This window comes from Streptomyces sp. BoleA5 (genome assembly GCF_000373665.1).
GTDB lineage: Bacteria > Actinomycetota > Actinomycetes > Streptomycetales > Streptomycetaceae > Actinacidiphila.
The window spans coordinates 811,252-830,226 of record NZ_KB892090.1; the positions used below are offsets into that span (position 1 = coordinate 811,252).

Sequence of the window (18,975 nt, forward strand, 5' to 3'; positions counted from 1 at the left end):
CACCCGGGAGGGTGGCCGTTCTCGACAGGTCTGTCACAAGCGGTAGTTGATCGGTCACGAGGGGGATGGGGCGCGCATGACGCGAAACGACTTCACCCATGCCGTCCGCCGGCTCGCCCGCGAACAGGACCGGGTCGCCACCGTCGCCCAACTCGCCGCGGTGGGCGTACCGCAGAGCAGGCTGCGCGAGTGGTGCCGCCCCGGCGGCCGGTGGCAGCGGCCGCTGCCCAGAGTGGTCGTTCTCCAGCCCGGTCCGCTCACCGCCGCACAGCGGTCCAGGGCGGCACTGGCTTTCGCCGGGCATCCGCAGGTCCCGGCCATGATCACCGGTGTGGCGGGGCTCGCCCTGCACGGCGTCGCCGTTGCCGCGCCGCCGTGCGGGCTCCCGGTGGTGGACGTCCTCGTGCCGAGCGAGCGCCGCATCCGCACCCACACCTGGGTGCGGGTCCACCACGGCCGCGGGCTCCCCGTGCCCGACACCGTGGACGGAGTGCCCGTGGCCCCGGTCGTCCGGGCGGCGGCCGACGGCGTACGGGAGTCCATCGACCCCGAGTGGGCCCTGGAGGTGGTCCGCGAACTCGTCGCGGCGCTCGGCGTGCCCGCGGCCGCGCTCGCCGCGGAACTGGGCGGTGCGGTGCTCGCCCGGCGCCCCGCCGTGGCCGCTCTGCTGGACGCCGTGGACTCCGGCCCGCGCGCGGCCTCCGCGGAGCCGATGGCCCGCGCCCTGGTGGCCCGGTCGGGGCTGCGGCAACCCCTGTGGCGTCCCACGCTCGAGTTCGACGGCGCCTTCCTGGGCTCGCCGGACGCCTACTGGGTGCGCGACGGCCTCGTCCTGGACCTCGGCCCGGGCACGGGGCGCGGCCGGCTGGAGTCGCTGGGACTGCGTGTGCTGCGGGTCGCGCCCGCCGCGCTCACCCGCAGCCCCGCCGAGGTCGTCGCCGCCCTGCGCAACGCCCTGGCGGAAGGGCCGTACGGGCCGCTGGAGCGGATCACGGCACTGCCCGGAACGAGATGACGCACGGGTGTCCGCGCGACTGAAGCCGTCGTGAGGTGCGCCGGGCGGCCCGCGACCCTGGCGTGCGGCAGCGCGGCGGACGAAAACAGCGGAGGGTGCCGTGAGCGGCACATGGGGAACGGCCAACGGACTCGGCCACCGATGGGCGACCCCTCTCTCGGGGTGGATGGCGGCCTGCTTGGGCGCCGCCATCGGGCCGCGCTGCACGACCAGGGCGCTTGGCAAGCGCCCTTCGCGACGGGCCGGCCGGCTCGCGCCGCGTTCCGCGGCAATCGGCTCCGGCATCCGGCATACGGCATCCGGACGGTGCACTTCATCGCCGTGACGGGCTTCGCCACCGGTGGGCCGCGGATCCCCTACGACATGCCCGTCACCTTAGCGAGCCTGGTGGTCCCCATCGTGGTCGTCGAACTCGGGGTGTTCTCGTCGGCTTCACGGTTCGTACGCCGCCCGCCGTTCTGGCCGCGATCGTCGCCCTGTGGGCAGCGGTCTCCGTCCGTCGCCGGCGCCTCACGCTTCCGCGAGGGCCCGCGCGAACGCCAGTGACGGCTGGTTCACCCCGCTGCATTGGGTCGGTGCCGTGCTCCCGGGGTCGTCCTCACAGGCCCTGTCCCGGTCGGCGGACCACATCGACAGACCGCCCAGCCCCTTGTCGCGGGCGAAGGCGGCCAGTTGCGCAGCGTCCCCCAGGGTGAAGACCTCGCCCTCGATGTCGTTCACACCGATCATCGGCGTCACCGTGAGGGTCCGCCAGGCCGCCGCGTCCGGCAGGCCCAGCAGCGCCTTGAGCTGCCGGTGCGTTGAGGTGGCCGCCTGGATCGCGTACCGGCCCATGTCCCCGGTGTACGAATCCCCGTAGTCCATCGCCATGATGTTGACGCCGTCGACGCGCACCCCTTGGCGCCGGGCGTCCGCGAGCAGCGCCGAGGCCTCGGCGGTCAGCCCCGAGGGCATCGCCGGCAGCGTGAAGGAGACCGACAGCGTCCGACCCTCGCGTTCCGCCTCCCTCTGGAGGCGGGCGACGGCGCGCGCCCGGCGGGTGCCGGCCGCCGTGTCCGCCAGGTCGTCGCCCTCGACGTCGAAGTCGACCCCGGTCAGCCGGTAACGGCCGATCACCTCGGCGTAGGCCGAGCCGAGTCCGTCCACGTCGGGGCAGGCCCCCGCCAGCTCCGTGCCGTCGGCGCCGCCGAACGAGACCCGCACGTCGCGGCCGGTGGCGCGCAACGCGGCGATGCGGTCCGCCAGGTCGCCGTGGGCGATGCCCTCGCGCCCGTCCCAGGTCGGGGCGCAGCCGCCGCGCGCGGTGACGAACCCCAGGGTGAAACCGTCGGCCCCGGTGCTGCGGGCCGCACCCGCCATGTCGTACGCGGTGGAGCGCGAGGCGTCCACGTACGGGGTGAAGGGCACCTCGGCCACCGTTTCCCTCCCGTGGGGCGCGCGGGCCGCCGGGGCGCCGGCGGGCTCCCGGCCGGTGAGGAGGGAGGCGGTCGTCGCGGCGACGGCGACCGCCACGAGCCCGGTGATCAGCTGTGCCGCGCGGCTCTTCATGACGGAGAGACTATCCGCCCCGGGAATTCCGGATCCCACTTCCCGGAAATTACCGAAAAGGGGTCGCGGCCCATTCGTGGGATTAATTCCGAAGCGAATCCAGGGAATTCGCGGAGGGGAATTGCTGCTAGCATTCCGCCTATGCATTCCCTCTCCCGGCGGGCGTGTCCCCGTGGGCGGTCCACGGAGGAAGGGCCCGTGTTCGTCGACGCGTCGGGCCGCCGGGCGCGCGTTATCCGGCGCGCCGGACTGGCGGTCGGGGTCGCCTGCGCGGGATATGCCGTCCTGCTGGGGGTGGCTTTGGCGGGAGGAACCCCTTTCGCGCCCCAGACCCTGATTCCGGGTGCCGACGTCCCCGGGGGCGCTTCGGCGCAGGCCGGGGCGGGTGGACGGACCGGAAGCGGCCGCGAACGCGCCGCGGGCGCCCCGGACGCCCTTCACGCGCCCGTGCCGGCGGCCCGCCCCGCCGCCGCACCCACCGTCGTCGTGGCCGCCGAGGTGAGCCCCTCCGCCACCGGGGGCCGTGCGACGGCCTCCGCGACCGCCACCGCCGCTCCCGGCAGGACCGGTACCACCCCGGCGGCGAGCGTCACCCCGAGGCCCAACCCGCCGCGCACCCCGGCGGCCTCCGCCTCGCCGTCCGCCTCCGTCCCGGCGACACCCGGACCCGACACCCCCGCGTTCCCTCCGGTCGACGCGGGCGGCGATCCCGCGCCCGGCGACGGCTGGGACGACTGAGCGGCCATGGCACGGACGGCCCGGCACGCGGCACCCGGTGCGATCACCAAGGTGGCGTCGGCCGGCCGGCAGGCCGTGCCCAGACCACGCGTCGTCATGGCCGTGCTGGGACTGTTCGCGCTGGTGTGCGTGATGCTGCTGGACGGCTACCTGCACTCGGAGATCGGCAACGACAGCCGTGTCCACGAGTCCGGGAGTTCGGACCGGGTGCCCGCCTCCGTCCTCGAGGGCGGGCCGGTGCTCACCTTCGACGCCGCCGGCGAGCCCGTCAGCCACACTCTGCCGCCCCGGACGATCGCGCTCACCTTCGACGACGGCCCCGATCCCCGGTGGACCGCGAAGGTGCTGGCCGTACTGCGCGAACACGACGTGCCGGGCACCTTCTTCGTCGTGGGCCAGATGGCCGCCCGATACCCCGGGCTCATCCGCGACATCGTCGACTCCGGCGGCGAGATCGGGGTCCACACCTTCTCCCACGTCGACCTGGCGTACCAGAGCAGGGCCAGGATCGACCGCGAACTGGCCCAGACCCAGTTGGCGCTCGCCGGCGCCGCGGGCATCACGACCTCGCTCTTCCGCGCCCCGTACTCCTCCGAGCCCGACGCCGTCGACGACACCATGTGGCCCGTCTACCGCTACCTCGGCACCAAGGGTTACATCAGCGCCTTCGTCGACACCGACAGCGAGGACTGGCGGCGCCCCGGCGTCGCACACATCGTCCGCGACGCCGCCCCGGGGCACGGGAAGGGCGCCTCCGTGCTCTTCCACGACGCCGGGGGCGACCGCTCCCAGACCGTGGAGGCGCTCGGCACGTACATCGACACCATGAAGGCGAAGGGCTACACCTTCACCACGCTGACCGCGAGCCTGGGCGCCACGACCGCCAACCACCGGGCGAGCGGAGCCGAGTTGTGGCAGGGGCGCGCCCTCATCGGCGTCGTGACCCTGGCCGAGTTCACCATGCCCGTCCTGTTCTGGCTGCTCGTCGTGGTCGGCGTCGCCGTCCTGGCCCGCTTCGCCCTGATGCTCGTCCTCGCCCGCCGGCACGCCAGGATCCGCGGCCGCCGCCGCTTCAGCTGGGGGCCGGCGGTGACCGATCCCGTCAGCGTCATCGTGCCCGCCTACAACGAGAAGGAGTGCATCGCCGGCACGGTCGGTTCACTCGCGGCGAGCACACACCCGGTGGAGATCATCGTCGTGGACGACGGCTCGACCGACGGCACCGCGGACATCGTCGAGGCGATGCGCCTGCCCCGGGTGCGCGTCGTGCGCCAGGAGAACGCGGGCAAGGCCGCCGCGCTCAACCGCGGCCTGGAGCACGCCCGTCACGCACTCGTCGTGATGATGGACGGCGACACCGTCTTCGAGCCCGGCACCGTGCACCGGCTCGTCCAGCCCTTCGCCGACCCGAGGGTCGGCGCCGTCGCGGGCAACGCCAAGGTCGGCAACCGCGCCACGGTGATCGGCGCATGGCAGCACATCGAGTACGTGATGGGCTTCAACCTCGACCGCCGCATGTACGACCTGCTCGACTGCATGCCCACCGTGCCGGGTGCCGTCGGCGGCTTCCGCCGCGCCGCGCTCATCGACGCCGGGGGCATGAGCGGCGACACCCTCGCCGAGGACACCGACGTCACCATCGCGCTGCACCGCGCGGGCTGGCGTGTGGTGTACGCCGAGCACGCGCGCGCCTGGACCGAGGCACCGGGCACCATCGGCCAGCTGTGGCGGCAGCGGTACCGCTGGAGCTACGGCACCATGCAGGCGCTGTGGAAGCACCGGCGCTCCCTGGTGGACCGCGGGCCCTCGGGACGCTTCGGCCGCGTCGGCATGCCGCTGGTCGTGCTCTTCCAGATCGTCACACCCCTCTTCGCGCCGCTGATCGACCTCCTGACCGTCTACGGCGCCGTCTTCGTCGACCCCGCCAGGTCACTCCTCGCCTGGGCCGCGCTGATGTCCGTCCAACTCCTCTGCGCGGCGTACGCCTTCCGCCTGGACCGCGAGCGGTACCGCCATCTGCTGATGCTGCCGCTGCAGCAGATCGTCTACCGGCAGTTGATGTACCTCGTCCTGATCCACTCCTGCGTCACGGCCATGACCGGCGGCCGGCTGCGCTGGCAGAAGCTCGAACGCACCGGCGAGGTGGGGTCCCCGCAGGCGTCCGCGGGAGCCGCCCGATGACCGCGCCCGACACCTCCTCCCCGCCGCTGCCCCGACCCAGGACCTCCGGCCGGCACGCCGCCCGCCGGGCCGCGCCGGGGCCCCCCGCCGCCCCGGGCGGCGGCCGCGACCGCTACCTGGACCTCCTGCGCGCCCTGGCGCTCGTCCGCGTCGTGACGTACCACACGTTCGGCTGGGCCTGGCTGAGCCTGGCGTTCCCCTCTCTGGGGGTGATGTTCGCCCTCGCTGGATCGTTCATGGCGCGATCCCTGGAGGGGCCCGCGCCGTCGGTCGTCCGGCGGCGGCTGCGCAGGCTCCTGCCGCCGCTGTGGTGCCTCGGCGCCGTCCTGGTGCCGGCGATGCTGCTCCACGGCTGGGCGCCCGGCGATCACCACGCGGGCCGCTGGTGGGCGCGGCTGCTCCTGTGGGCGGTGCCGGTGGCCGACCCGCCGGGCAGCGCCTGGGCCGAGCAGGTCACGGGGGTCCTGTGGTACGTGCGTGCCTACCTGTGGTTCGTCCTGCTCTCGCCGCTGCTGCTGCGGGTGTTCCGGCGGTCGCCCTCCGCCGCGCTCGTCGCCTCCCTCGCCCCCGTCGTGCTCCTGCAGACGGTCTGGATCCCGCCGGAGGGCGCGGCCGGCACCGCCGTCACCGACCTGGCGACCTTCCTGACCTGCTGGCTGCTCGGCTTCGCCCACCGCGACGGGCTGCTAGAACGGGCACCGGCCGGACGGGTGGCGGTCCTGGCGGCGGCCGCCATGGCGGCGGGCGGCTGGTGGACCTCGTACCACCGCGTGGACGGCTCCTACGACCTCAACGAGATCCCCCTCGCCCAGGCGCTGTGGTCGGCCGGCTTCGTCCTGCTCCTGCTGCGCTTCCGGCCGTGCGCCGGCCCGGCCGGGCGGATCCCGCCGCTGGACCGGCTGGTGCGGATCGTCAGCGCGCGCGCCGTGACCGTCTACCTGTGGCATGAGGTCGCGCTCGTGCTCAGCGTCCCCCTGATCGACCTGATGTGGCGGGTCAGGGCCTTCGAACTGTCGCTGCCCCTGGACAGCACCTGGTTCCAGTTCGCGGTCGCCTGGGGGCTGATCGCGGTGGCGGTGCTGCTCCCGGGCCTGGTGGAAGACCTCGCGGCGGGGCGCCGGCCCCGCCTCCTGCCCTGATCCGGGCAGGTCGGAGCCGGTTGTCGGTGGGGGGTCGTACCGTTGACCCATGCGGCCCGTATCAGACATCGAACGCAGTGTGGCGCCCTTCGAGGTCGTCAGCCCCTACCAGCCCAGCGGCGACCAGCCGACCGCCATCGACGACCTCGAGCGGCGCATCCGCGCGGGCGAGAACGATGTCGTCCTGCTCGGCGCGACGGGTACCGGAAAGTCGGCCACCACCGCCTGGATGATCGAACGGCTGCAGCGCCCGACCCTGGTCATGGCGCCCAACAAGACCCTGGCCGCCCAGCTGGCGAACGAGTTCCGGGAGCTGCTGCCCAACAACGCGGTCGAGTACTTCGTGTCGTACTACGACTACTACCAGCCCGAGGCGTACGTCCCGCAGACGGACACCTACATCGAGAAGGACTCCTCGATCAACGAGGAGGTCGAGCGGCTGCGCCACTCCACCACCAACTCGCTGCTGACCCGCCGCGACGTGGTCGTGGTCGCCTCGGTGTCCTGCATCTACGGCCTCGGCACGCCCCAGGAGTACGTCGACCGCATGGTCCGGCTCAGGGTGGGCGAGGAGATCGACCGGGACGCCCTGCTGCGCAAGTTCGTCGACATCCAGTACGCGCGCAACGACGTGGCGTTCACCCGGGGCACCTTCCGGGTGCGCGGCGACACCATCGAGATCTTCCCGGTCTACGAGGAGCTCGCCGTCCGCATCGAGATGTTCGGCGACGAGATCGAGGCCCTGTACACCCTGCACCCGCTCACCGGCGAGATCATCACCGACGACCGGCAGCTCTACGTCTTCCCCGCCACCCACTACGTGGCCGGACCGGAGCGCATGGAGCGGGCCATCGCCGGCATCGAGAAGGAGCTCGCCGAGCAGCTCGCGGTCATGGAGAAGCAGGGCAAGCTGCTGGAGGCGCAGCGGCTGCGGATGCGCACCACGTACGACATCGAGATGATGCGGCAGATCGGCACCTGCTCCGGCATCGAGAACTACTCGCGGCACATCGACGGCCGCGAGGCGGGCTCCGCCCCGTCCACCCTCATCGACTACTTCCCCGAGGACTTCGTGCTCGTCATCGACGAGTCGCACGTCACCGTGCCCCAGATCGGCGCCATGTACGAGGGCGACGCCTCCCGCAAGCGCACCCTGGTCGACCACGGCTTCCGGCTGCCCTCCGCCCTCGACAACCGGCCGCTGAAGTGGGAGGAGTTCCTGGAGCGGGTCGGTCAGACGGTCTACCTGTCGGCCACCCCCGGCAAGTACGAGCTCTCCCGGGGCGACGGTGTCGTCGAGCAGATCATCCGCCCCACCGGCCTGGTCGACCCCGAGGTGATCGTCAAGCCCACCAAGGGGCAGATCGACGACCTCGTCCACGAGATCCGGCTGCGCGCCGAGCGCGACGAGCGCGTCCTGGTCACCACGCTCACCAAGAAGATGTCCGAGGACCTCACCGACTACATGCTGGAACTCGGCATCCAGGTGCGGTACCTGCACAGCGACATCGACACCCTGCGCCGCGTGGAGCTGCTGCGCGAGCTGCGGGCCGGCGAGTTCGACGTGCTGGTCGGCATCAACCTGCTCCGCGAGGGCCTGGACCTGCCCGAGGTCTCGCTGGTGGCCATCCTCGACGCCGACAAGGAGGGCTTCCTGCGCTCCGGCACCTCCCTGATCCAGACCATCGGCCGCGCGGCGCGCAACGTCTCCGGCCAGGTCCACATGTACGCCGACAAGATCACCCCGGCGATGGAGAAGGCCATCGAGGAGACCAACCGGCGCCGGGCCAAGCAGATCGCCTACAACGAGGAGCGGGGCATCGACCCGCAGCCGCTGCGGAAGAAGATCGCCGGCATCCTGGACTCCTTCGCCCGCGAGGACGCCGACACCGAGGAGCTGCTGGGCTCGGGCCGCCAGCGCTCGCGCGGCAAGGCACCGGTGCCGGGCCTGTCGGCGAAGGCGGGGGAGAAGCGGGCCGCCAAGAGCCTGCCCGCCGCCGAACTGGCCGAGCTCATCGGCGAACTGACCGACCAGATGCACACCGCCGCCGCGGATCTGCAGTTCGAGGTCGCCGCCCGGCTGCGGGACGAGGTGGGCGAGTTGAAGAAGGAGCTGCGGCAGATGAGAGAGGCGGGCGTGGCCTGACCGTCGCCGCCGTCGAATCTCTTGCCGAACCACGGTGCCCTACCCGGGCGTCTACCCATAGGGTGCGAGCAACCGCACGTCGGCAAAACGGTTGAGAGGGGACAGCGCGTGACGGTCAACATGACCAAGGGTCAGAAGATCAGCCTGCAGAAGTCGGACGGGGGGACGCTTACGTCGGTCCGCATGGGGCTCGGCTGGCAGGCCGCCCCGCGCCGTGGGCTGTTCGGCAGCCGCACACGGGAGATCGACCTCGACGCCTCCGCGGTCCTCTTCGCCGACAAGCAGCCCGTGGACGTGGTGTTCTTCCGGCACCTCGTCAGCGACGACGGCTCGGTGCGGCACACCGGCGACAACCTGGTCGGCGGTGCCGGACAGGGCGGGGACGACGAGGCGATCCTGGTCGACCTGCAGCGCGTGCCGGTGCACATCGACCAGATCGTCTTCACGGTCAACTCCTTCACCGGGCAGTCCTTCCAGGAGGTGCAGAACGCGTTCTGCCGCCTGGTCGACGAGACCAACGGCCAGGAGCTGGCCCGCTACACCCTGACCGGCGGTGGCGCCTACACCGCGCAGATCATGGCGAAGGTGCAGCGCGGTGGCGATGCCGGCTGGTCGATGACCGCGATCGGCACCCCGGCCAACGGCCGCACCTTCCAGGACCTCATGCCGGCGATCCTGCCGGCGCTCTGATCGGGATCGGGCACAGGGGGGCGCGGGCATGACCACCGAGCTGGTCCACGGGCAGAACCATCCGCTACCCGGCACCTCGCTGGAGGTCCGGGTGTCGGCCGGCACGCCGGTCGTGGCCGCCGTCTCCCTGGGCGACGGGCAGGGGCGCGTGAGCGGCCCCGGGGCCGTCGCCCACCTGGCGGCGCCGCGGCTGCCCGGCATCGAGGTGCCCACGCGTCTCGCCGCCGAGCAGCGCGTCACCGCCGACCTGGCGGCCGTCCCGGCGGCCGTGGACCGCGTCCACGTCCTGCTGGCGCTGCCGCCGGTCGCCGGGGCGCCGAGCCGCTTCGGGGCCTGCCCCGCGCCCCACCTGACCGTCTCCGGATCCGACGGGGTGCCGGTCGCGAGCTTCACCGTGACCGGGCTGAGCAGCGAGGCGGCGATCGTCGCCCTGGAGCTCTACCGCCGCCAGGGCGCCTGGAAGGTACGCGCGCTCGGCCAGGGGTACGCGGGCGGACTGGCCGAGCTGCTGCGCGACCAGGGGCTGGGCCGCCCCGAGGCGGACGCCGTGGCCGCCCGCGTGGCGGAGGCGGTGCGCCCCGCGCCCGCCGTGCCCTCCACCGCACCGCCTCCGGTCGCCACGCCGCCACCGCCCCCCGTCCCTCCCGCCGGGTCCCCTCCCGCCGGGTCCCCTCCCACCGCCTCCCCTCCCGCCGCGCCAGCCGCCGGCACGGTGCCCCCGACCCCGGCGCCCGTCGCGGGCGACGCCTCCGGCTGGAGCATGGAGGAACGGCTCCACAACCAGGTCTGGGGCATGTTCGAGGACCTGGCCCGCACCATCGCGGCGTACCGCAGTGCCGTCGACTTCGCCGAGTCCCGGCTCGACCAGGAGCTGGACACGATCCTCGCCGACCCGCGCACCCGCGTCGGCCCCGCCGCCGAGGCCGCCCGCGACCAGGCCAGGGCGCGCCAGACGGAGCTGGTGGACCGGGCCCGTGCCGTGCTCGACCGCGACCTGGCCCAGCTGACCGCCGAGGCCGAGGTCGTCGAGCCCGCCCTGCCGCCGCCCTACGCGGGCTGGGAGAGCCCGGTCTGGCACGGCTACCGCGTCCCCGCCGAGCCCCCGATGGCGGTCCGGCTCGGCGACCTCCACCTGCCCGAACGCCCGGAGCTGCGCATCCCCCTGCTGGTACGGCTGCCGCTGGAACGCGGGCTGTGGGTGGACGGCGCCCAGGACCGCCGTCGCGCCGTGGACGTGGCCGTGGCGCTCGCCGCCCGTCTGCTCGCCTCCCACCCGGCGGGGGAGTGCGCCGTCCACGTCGTCGACCCCGCGGGCTCCGCCGCGACGGCGCTGGCCCCGTTCACGGACTCCGGCGCGCTGCGCGAGCCGCCCGCCACGGGCGCCGCCGGGGTGGCGGCGCTGCTCGCCCGGCTCACCGAGCGGGTCGACCTGGTGCAGATGGCGCTGCGCGCGGACGTGCCCTTCGAAGTGCCCCCGGGCGTCGACCCGGCCCGCCAGGTGCTGGTCGTCAACGACTTCCCGTACGGCTTCGACGACCGGACGATCAACCAGCTGCGCTACCTCGCGGACGAGGGCCCGCAGGTCGGCGTCCACCTCATCCTGGTCGCCGCCCGTGAGGACGCCCGCGAGTACGGTCCGCTCCTCGACCCGTTGTGGCGCTCGATGATGCGTCTGACCCCGCAGCCCGACGACCACCTCGCCGACCCCTGGGTCGGCCACGCCTGGACGTACGAACCGCTGCTCGCCCCGCCCGGCAGCGCCGTCCTGTCCCAGGTGCTGCGCCAGGTGGCCGCCGCCCGACGCACCTACGACCCGGGCCGCCACTGACCTGTCCGGCCGGTCCGGCGGGGGCTCCGGCCGCCGTCCTGATTGACGATCACTTTACTCTCTTTACCTTTCCTTGGGATTTCATGTACTCTTCTTTACGCGGAGGGGAGTACTCCCTGCTTGCGGTGCATCCCGTCATCACGGGCCTGAAAGGCCCCGGGACACCGGCCCCGGCCCACGGGCCCGGGTGGAAGAGACCTCCGGCAGCGACAACGCTGACAATTGCCAGCCCATCTGCCGGAGGCATCGCGTGGATGTATCCCTGACCCTCTGGGTGCTGACCATCGCCGGTCTGTGCGCCCTGATCGCCGCCGACTTCTTCATCGGGCGAAAACCCCATGACGTGTCGGTCAAGGAAGCCGGCGCCTGGACGATCGTCTGGATCGTCCTGGCCGCCCTCTTCGGGCTCGGCCTGCTGTTCTTCGCCGGCGGGCAGCCCGCCGGCGAGTTCTTCGCGGGCTACATCACCGAGAAGTCGCTCAGCGTGGACAACCTCTTCGTCTTCGTGCTGATCATGGCGAAGTTCGCGGTGCCGTCCCAGTACCAGCAGCGCGTCCTGCTCTTCGGCGTGCTCATCGCACTGGTCCTGCGCGCGATCTTCATCGCCGCCGGCGCCGCCATCATCGCCAGCTTCTCGTGGGTCTTCTTCATCTTCGGCGCCTTCCTCATCTGGACCGCGTGGAAGCTGGTCCAGGAGGCCCGGGCCGAGGAGCACGACGAGGAGTTCGAGGAGAACCGGCTGCTGAAGGCCGCCGAACGCCGCTTCGGCGTCGCCGACCGCTACCACGGCACCAAGCTCTTCATCCAGCAGAACGGCAAGCGGATCATGACCCCGATGCTGGTGGTCATGCTGGCGATCGGCACCACCGACGTTTTGTTCGCACTGGACAGCATCCCGGCGATCTTCGGCCTGACCCAGGACCCGTACATCGTCTTCACCGCCAACGCCTTCGCGCTGATGGGCCTGCGGCAGCTGTACTTCCTCATCGGCGGTCTGCTGAAGAAGCTGGTCCACCTCTCGTACGGGCTGTCGATCATTCTCGGCTTCATCGGGGTGAAGCTCGTGCTCCACGCCCTGCACGAGGCGGGGGTCCACGTCCCCGAGATCAGCATCCCGTTCTCCCTCGGCTTCATCGTCGTGGTCCTGGCCGTCACCACGGTCACCAGCCTCATGGCGTCGAAGAAGCAGGCGGCCGCGGAGAAGCGCGACGAGGAGCACATCGACGTCTGACCCACGGCTCCTCAGCCCGGGCGGGGTGCGCGGCGGACCGCCGCGCACCCCGCCGTCGCGTCCGTCGCTTCCGCCGCGGCCGCACCCCGCGTCTCCGGCAGCGCCGCGAAGCACCCGAGGCTGAGCAGTGCCACGGCCGCGACGTACACCGCCACCGGCCAGGGAGTGCCGGTGCCCGCCACCAGCCGGGTCGCCACGAGCGGGGTCAGGGCGCCGCCCAGGACGCCGCCGAGGTTGTAGCCCAGGGCGGCGCCTGTGCAGCGCACCCGGGGTGCGTACAGCTCCGGGAGGTACGCGCCCACCACGGCGAAGACCGTGATGAAGGCGATCAGCTCCGCGGCGGACCCCACGGCGATCGCCACCGGCTCGCCGCTCGCGAGCAGTCCGGCGTACGGGAAGACCACCACGCCCATCGCGGCGGTACCCGCCAGCGCCATCCGCCGCCGCCCGAAGCGGTCGCCGAGCAGGCCCGCCAGCGGTGTGAGCGCCCCCTTGAGCAGGACGGCCACCAGCACGCAGCCCAGTACGACCGTGCGGTCCATGCCGAGGTGCTCGGTGGTGTACGCCAGCGACCAGGTGGTCACCGTGTAGAAGACGGCGTAGCCGCACGCCATGGCGCCCGCCGTGAGCAGCACCAGGCGCCCGTGCTCACGCAGCAGCTCCGAGACGGGCACCCGGGCCAGGTCACCGCGCCCCGCGGCCGCCGAGAACGCGGGGGTCTCCGGCAGCGCGGCCCGCAGCGCCAGTCCGGCCAGCGCCAGCGCGCCCGCCCCCCAGAACGGCACCCGCCAGCCCCAGGAGCGGAAGGCGGCGTCGCTCAGGCCCGCGGACAGGGCCAGCACGATCCCGTTCGCCAGCAGGAAGCCCACCGCGGGACCGGTCTGCGGCAGGCTCGTCCACAGCCCGCGGCGCCGCCCCGGCGCGTGCTCCGCGACGAGCAGCACCGCCCCGCCCCACTCGCCGCCCAGCCCCAGCCCCTGGAGGAAGCGCAGGGCCACCAGCAGTACGGGCGCTGCCGGGCCGATCGCGGCGTATCCGGGGACGCAGCCGACGGCGGTGGTCGCCAGCCCGGTCAGCAGCAGGGAGCCGACCAGTACGGGGCGGCGCCCGACGCGGTCGCCGATGTGGCCGAAGAGGACCGAGCCGAGCGGGCGGGCGACGAAGCCCACCGCGAAGGTGCCGAACGCGGCCAGGGTGCCGGCGAGCGCCGAGGCGTCGGGGAAGAACAGCGGTCCGAGGACGAGGGCGGCCGCGGTGCCGTAGGCGAAGAAGTCGTAGAACTCGATCGCGGTCCCGGCCGCCGACGCGGCGGCGATCCGGGCCATGGAGGGGGAGGTGCGCACGTGGGTCCAACGACCCACGTGCGCGGGGGTGGCGGCGCGGGGGTGGCGGCGCCGCGGTGGGCGCCGCCGCGGGGCCGTTACCAGCCCCGTTCGCGCCATTCGTCGAGGTGCGGGCGCTCGTCGCCGAGCGTGGTGTCGTTGCCGTGGCCGGGGTAGACCCAGGTCTCGTCCGGGAGGCGGTCGAAGAGCTTGGCCTTGACCCCCTCGAAGAGGCTCGTGAAGTGGTCCGGGTTGCTGTGGGTGTTGCCTACGCCGCCAGGGAAGAGGCAGTCCCCGGTGAAGATGTGCGGGTGCCCGTGGGGGTCGTCGTAGATCAGGACGATGCTGCCCGGTGTGTGACCGACCAGGTGCCGCGCGGTGAGCTCGACCCGGCCGACCTGGATCCGGTCGCCGTCCTCGACGGGCACGTCGGTGGGGACGGGGATCCCCTCGGCGTCGTGGCGACCCGCGTAGGTGCGGGCGCCGGTCCCGTCGACCACGGCCTGCAGCGCCTGCCAGTGGTCGGCGTGCCGGTGCGTGGTGACGACGGACGCGAGACCGTCGTTGCCGGCGACCTCCAGGAGCGTGTGCGCGTCGTTGGCCGCGTCGACGAGCAACTGTTCGTCGGTGGCGCGGCAGCGCAGCACATACGCGTTGTTGTTCATGGGGCCGACCGCGACCTTGGTGATGATGAGGTCCTTGAGTTCGTGCACGTCGGGCGCGCCCCCGACCGTGACCTCGCCGCTGTACGTCATGACGTCAGCCTAGTGGCGGCAGCACCGGCAGCGGCACGTCCGGACGGGCGGTCAGGTCCTCGCCGCCGGAGCGGCCGCTGACCCAGGCGAGCAGCGCGTGCCGGGGCCCGCCGACGGTGAGTTCGGGCTCGTCGGCCGCGCCGATCACCCACTTCTCGCCGCTGCCGGTGTCGTGGATGCGGACGGCGGCGACGCCCTCGTGGCCCGACAGGTCGTCGATGATGGCGCCGAGCTCCCGGGTCGCGAAGTCCTCGGGGAGGTGCGCGCAGGTGTACTCCAGGCCGAGGTCGACGTGGTGGAAGTAGATCTCCATGAGCCGCAGGTACGGGATCTCCGCCGCCGCGATCACCCGGCCGGAGCGCATGGCGACCTGTGCGGCCCAGTTCCGCGGCGGGAGCTCCTCGATGGCCAGGGCCAGCCGGTCCGCGGAGACGCGCAGGTCGTCGAGGTGCTCGGCGAGGGGGCGGCCCGCGCCCTCCTCGATGTCCTTGTCCCGGCGGTCGCCGCTCTCGTACTGCGGGGTCTCCTCGCCCGTGCGGGCCCAGACCATCAGGTTGACCAGGGAGTCGGCGTTGCGCGCCAGATGGGCCAGCACGTGGCCGCGGGACCAGCCCGGCAGCCGCGACGGCTCGGCGACGGACGAGGGGGACATGGCGGCGACGGTCTCGATCAGTCGTTCGGTGGCTTCGCGGAGTTCGGCCGCATCGTGGTCGGGGTCGGGTCGTTGGACAGACACGGGGCCTCCTGGGCGGACCTGATCGACGTCTCCGGGGAGACGCTAGCGCGGGACACTCGTTCGGGTGAAGCTGCCGCACCGATGCCGAAAATCGAATGTGCGTGCTATAGGCTCGCTCTCGTCATAACCGGAAGAAAACTCGTCGGCGCCCCGTTTAGGCTGTCTGGGGGTGCTGTCCCCTTGTCTGTCTTTTGAAAGGTGCGCACTGGCGTGGCCGATCGTCTCACCGTCCGTGGCGCTCGCGAGCACAATCTGAAGAACGTCTCGCTCGACCTGCCACGGGACTCGCTCATCGTGTTCACCGGCCTCTCGGGGTCGGGCAAGTCCTCCCTCGCGTTCGACACGATCTTCGCCGAGGGCCAGCGACGCTACGTGGAGTCGCTCTCCTCGTACGCACGGCAGTTCCTGGGCCAGATGGACAAGCCGGACGTCGACTTCATCGAGGGCCTGTCGCCCGCGGTCTCGATCGACCAGAAGTCCACCTCGCGCAACCCGCGCTCGACGGTCGGCACTATCACCGAGGTCTACGACTACCTCCGCCTGCTCTTCGCCCGCATCGGCAAGCCGCACTGCCCCGAGTGCGGCCGGCCCATCTCCCGGCAGTCGCCCCAGGCGATCGTGGACCGGGTGCTGGAGCTGGAGGAGGGCTCCCGCTTCCAGGTGCTCTCGCCGCTGGTGCGCGAGCGCAAGGGCGAGTTCGTCGACCTCTTCTCCGACCTGCAGACCAAGGGCTACAGCCGGGCCCGGGTGGACGGCGCGACCGTCCAGCTGACCGATCCGCCGAAGCTGAAGAAGCAGGAGAAGCACACCATCGAGGTGGTCGTCGACCGCCTCACCGTCAAGGGGAGCGCCAAGCGCCGGCTGACGGACTCGATCGAGACCGCCCTGGGCCTCTCCGGCGGCATGGTGATCCTGGACTTCGTCGACCTCCCCGAGGACGACCCGCAGCGCGAGCGGATGTTCTCCGAGCACCTCTACTGCCCGTACGACGATCTGTCCTTCGAGGAGCTGGAGCCCCGTTCCTTCTCCTTCAACTCGCCCTTCGGCGCCTGCCCGGAGTGCACCGGCATCGGCACCCGCATGGAGGTCGACCCGGAGCTGATCATCCCCGACGAGGACAAGTCCCTCGACGAGGGCGCCATCGCCCCGTGGTCGCTCGGTCACACCCGGGACTACTTCCAGCGCCTGATCGGCGCGCTCGCCGACGAACTGGGCTTCCGCACCGACATCCCCTGGGCGGGGCTGCCGCAGCGCGCGAAGAAGGCCCTGCTCAACGGCCACAAGACGCAGATCGCGGTGCGCTACCGCAACCGCTACGGGCGCGAGCGCTCGTACACCACCTCCTTCGAGGGCGCGATTCCCTTCGTCCGGCGCCGGCACGCGGAGTCCGAGAGCGACTCCAGCCGTGAGCGGTTCGAGGGGTATATGCGCGAGGTGCCCTGCCCCACCTGTGAGGGCACCCGCCTCAAGCCGATCGTGCTGGCGGTCACCGTCCAGGGGAAGTCCATCGCCGAGGTCGCCGCGATGTCCATCAGCGACTGCGCGGAGTTCCTGCGCGACATGAAGCTGAGCGCACGCGAGAAGACCATCGCCGAGCGGGTGCTCAAGGAGGTCAACGAGCGGCTGCGCTTCCTGGTGGACGTCGGTCTGGACTATCTGTCGCTCAACCGCGCGGCCGGCACGCTCTCCGGCGGCGAGGCACAGCGCATCCGGCTGGCCACGCAGATCGGCTCGGGCCTGGTGGGCGTGCTCTACGTGCTGGACGAGCCGTCGATCGGTCTCCACCAGCGGGACAACCACCGGCTCATCGAGACCCTGGTGCGGCTGCGCGACCTCGGCAACACCCTGATCGTGGTGGAGCACGACGAGGACACCATCAAGACCTCCGACTGGGTGGTGGACATCGGCCCGGGCGCGGGCGAGCACGGCGGCAAGGTGGTGCACAGCGGTTCGCTCAAGGAACTGCTGCGCAACAAGGAGTCGCTGACCGGCCAGTACCTTGCGGGCAAGCGGCAGATCCCGATCCCGGAGACGCGCCGCCCGGTCGACGGGGAGCGCCGGCTGACCGTGCACGGCGCCCGGGAGAACAACCTGCGGGACATCGACGTGTCCTTCCCGCTGGGCGTCTTCTCGGCGGTCACCGGGGTCTCCGGCTCCGGAAAGTCCACCCTGGTCAACGACATCCTCTACACGCACCTGGCCCGTGAGCTGAACGGCGCCCGGGGCGTGCCCGGACGGCACACCCGGGTCGACGGGGACGATCAGGTCGACAAGGTGGTCCACGTCGACCAGTCGCCGATCGGCCGCACCCCGCGGTCCAACCCGGCCACGTACACGGGTGTCTTCGACCACGTCCGCAGGCTCTTCGCGGAGACCATGGAGGCGAAGGTGCGCGGCTATCTGCCGGGCCGCTTCTCCTTCAACGTCAAGGGCGGCCGCTGCGAGAACTGCTCCGGCGACGGCACCATCAAGATCGAGATGAACTTCCTGCCGGACGTCTATGTGCCGTGCGAGGTCTGCCACGGCGCCCGGTACAACCGGGAGACCCTGGAGGTCCACTACAAGGGCAAGTCCATCGCCGAGGTCCTGGACATGCCGATCTCCGAGGCACTGGAGTTCTTCGAGGCCGTTCCGACGATCGCCCGGCACCTGCGCACCCTCACCGAGGTCGGGCTGGGCTACGTGCGGCTGGGCCAGTCCGCCACGACCCTGTCCGGTGGTGAGGCGCAGCGTGTGAAGCTCGCCTCCGAGCTGCAGAAGCGGTCCACCGGCCGCACGGTGTACGTGCTGGACGAGCCGACCACGGGTCTGCACTTCGAGGACATCAGCAAGCTGATCAAGGTGCTCTCCGGGCTGGTCGAGAAGGGCAACACCGTGATCGTCATCGAGCACAACCTCGATGTGATCAAGACCGCCGACTGGGTCATCGACATGGGTCCCGAGGGCGGCAGCGGCGGCGGTCTGGTGATCGCCGAGGGCACCCCCGAGCAGGTCGCGGGGGTGGGCGCCAGCCACACCGGCAAGTTCCTCAGGGACATCCTGGGTGCCGAGCGGATCTCCGACGCCCCGCCGGCCCCGGCCAAGAAGCGGGCCGCCCCGCGGAAGCGGGCCGCGGCGAAGGCCTGACAGCAGGCTCAGAGTTTCGACACGTAAGGTGCAGCTTTCAAGCTCTTTCTCCTTACGTGCCGAAGCGGAGTCCCCGATGGCTGACACCACCGCCCTGCCCCCCTGCCGCCGTACCGTCCTGAAGGGGGCGGCCCTCGCCGGAGTCGCCGGGGTCGGCCTCACCGCCTGCGGGGGTCCCGGCACGGCGGTCTCCGACGGCCCGATCGAGCTCGGTGCGGCCGGCGAGGTCCCGGTCGGCGGCGCCAAGCTCTACCGCGAGGCCCGGATCGTCGTCGCTCAGCCCACGCAGGGCACCTACCAGGCCTTCAGTGCCGTGTGCACCCACCAGGGCTGCACCTGCGACAAGGTGGAGGGCACCGCGCTGTCCTGCCCCTGCCACGGAAGCGTCTTCGACGCCGCCACCGGCGCCGTCCGCACCGGCCCCGCGACCAAGCCGCTGACCAAGGTCGACGTCCAGGTCCAGGGCGGAAAGCTCGTCGCCGTGACCGGTGCCTGAGACGACGGGAATGTCACCGTCAAT

Annotated in this window: 15 protein-coding genes; 10 read left to right on the top strand and 5 right to left on the bottom strand. The window is 72.2% G+C overall.

The annotated features are described in order from the left end of the window. Positions 1-76: 76 nt before the first annotated feature. Both B085_RS45395 and B085_RS51825 read left to right on the top strand, forming a co-directional pair. Entirely contained in the window at positions 77-1,015 is a 939-nt protein-coding gene (locus tag B085_RS45395; protein ID WP_018557231.1) for a hypothetical protein, read from the top strand. Positions 1,016-1,156: 141 nt separating this feature from the next. Next, positions 1,157-1,561, top strand: a complete 405-nt coding sequence (locus B085_RS51825) for an MHYT domain-containing protein (protein ID WP_026250646.1) — start codon at positions 1,157-1,159, stop codon at positions 1,559-1,561. On the opposite strand, the gene B085_RS0103795 is transcribed toward B085_RS51825, so the two are convergent. Continuing rightward, complete coding sequence (locus B085_RS0103795) at positions 1,526-2,563, bottom strand: chitinase (protein WP_018557232.1); 1,038 nt, start codon at positions 2,561-2,563, stop codon at positions 1,526-1,528. The two genes, B085_RS51825 and B085_RS0103795, sit on opposite strands and share 36 nt — an antisense overlap. A 437-nt stretch (positions 2,564-3,000) precedes the next feature. After that, positions 3,001-3,237, bottom strand: coding sequence for a hypothetical protein (locus B085_RS49085; RefSeq protein ID WP_158689644.1), 237 nt, complete (start codon positions 3,235-3,237; stop codon positions 3,001-3,003). A 70-nt stretch (positions 3,238-3,307) separates the two neighbouring features. Here B085_RS49085 and B085_RS0103805 point away from each other — a divergent pair, with 70 nt between their 5' ends. From B085_RS0103805 to B085_RS0103830, 6 genes are all read left to right on the top strand, one after another. Continuing rightward, positions 3,308-5,482 (top strand): bifunctional polysaccharide deacetylase/glycosyltransferase family 2 protein, encoded by a 2,175-nt coding sequence (locus tag B085_RS0103805; RefSeq protein WP_018557234.1) that lies wholly within the window; start codon positions 3,308-3,310, stop codon positions 5,480-5,482. Further along, positions 5,479-6,621, top strand: coding sequence for an acyltransferase family protein (locus tag B085_RS0103810; protein ID WP_018557235.1), 1,143 nt, complete (start codon positions 5,479-5,481; stop codon positions 6,619-6,621). The genes B085_RS0103805 and B085_RS0103810 overlap by 4 nt, the downstream gene beginning before the upstream one ends. A 49-nt stretch (positions 6,622-6,670) precedes the next feature. Continuing rightward, positions 6,671-8,767 (top strand): excinuclease ABC subunit UvrB, encoded by a 2,097-nt coding sequence (gene uvrB / locus B085_RS0103815; RefSeq protein WP_026250647.1) that lies wholly within the window; start codon positions 6,671-6,673, stop codon positions 8,765-8,767. Positions 8,768-8,875: 108 nt separating this feature from the next. Beyond that, on the top strand, positions 8,876-9,457 hold the full coding sequence (locus B085_RS0103820; protein ID WP_018557237.1) for a TerD family protein: 582 nt from the start codon (positions 8,876-8,878) through the stop codon (positions 9,455-9,457). A 28-nt stretch (positions 9,458-9,485) separates the two neighbouring features. Beyond that, positions 9,486-11,285 carry a TerD family protein gene (locus B085_RS0103825; protein ID WP_018557238.1) on the top strand — a complete coding sequence of 600 codons (1,800 nt, stop codon included), beginning with the start codon at positions 9,486-9,488 and terminating at the stop codon, positions 11,283-11,285. 250 nt (positions 11,286-11,535) lie between these two features. After that, positions 11,536-12,516, top strand: a complete 981-nt coding sequence (locus B085_RS0103830) for a TerC/Alx family metal homeostasis membrane protein (RefSeq protein WP_018557239.1) — start codon at positions 11,536-11,538, stop codon at positions 12,514-12,516. Between the two features lie 11 nt (positions 12,517-12,527). On the opposite strand, the gene B085_RS0103835 is transcribed toward B085_RS0103830, so the two are convergent. The 3 genes from B085_RS0103835 to B085_RS0103845 form a co-directional block, all read right to left on the bottom strand. Next, complete coding sequence (locus B085_RS0103835) at positions 12,528-13,841, bottom strand: MFS transporter (RefSeq protein ID WP_018557240.1); 1,314 nt, start codon at positions 13,839-13,841, stop codon at positions 12,528-12,530. Positions 13,842-13,936: 95 nt separating this feature from the next. Further along, on the bottom strand, positions 13,937-14,593 hold the full coding sequence (locus B085_RS0103840) for an MBL fold metallo-hydrolase (protein ID WP_018557241.1): 657 nt from the start codon (positions 14,591-14,593) through the stop codon (positions 13,937-13,939). Between the two features lie 4 nt (positions 14,594-14,597). Further along, positions 14,598-15,329 carry a maleylpyruvate isomerase family mycothiol-dependent enzyme gene (locus B085_RS0103845; RefSeq protein ID WP_018557242.1) on the bottom strand — a complete coding sequence of 244 codons (732 nt, stop codon included), beginning with the start codon at positions 15,327-15,329 and terminating at the stop codon, positions 14,598-14,600. Positions 15,330-15,539: 210 nt separating this feature from the next. Between B085_RS0103845 and uvrA the strand changes: the two genes are divergently transcribed. Beyond that, a complete protein-coding gene (uvrA, locus tag B085_RS0103850; RefSeq protein WP_018557243.1) occupies positions 15,540-18,455 on the top strand; it encodes an excinuclease ABC subunit UvrA in 2,916 nt (971 codons plus the stop codon). A 76-nt stretch (positions 18,456-18,531) separates the two neighbouring features. Beyond that, positions 18,532-18,951 (top strand): Rieske (2Fe-2S) protein, encoded by a 420-nt coding sequence (locus B085_RS0103855; protein WP_018557244.1) that lies wholly within the window; start codon positions 18,532-18,534, stop codon positions 18,949-18,951. The last annotated feature ends 24 nt before the right edge of the window (positions 18,952-18,975 follow it).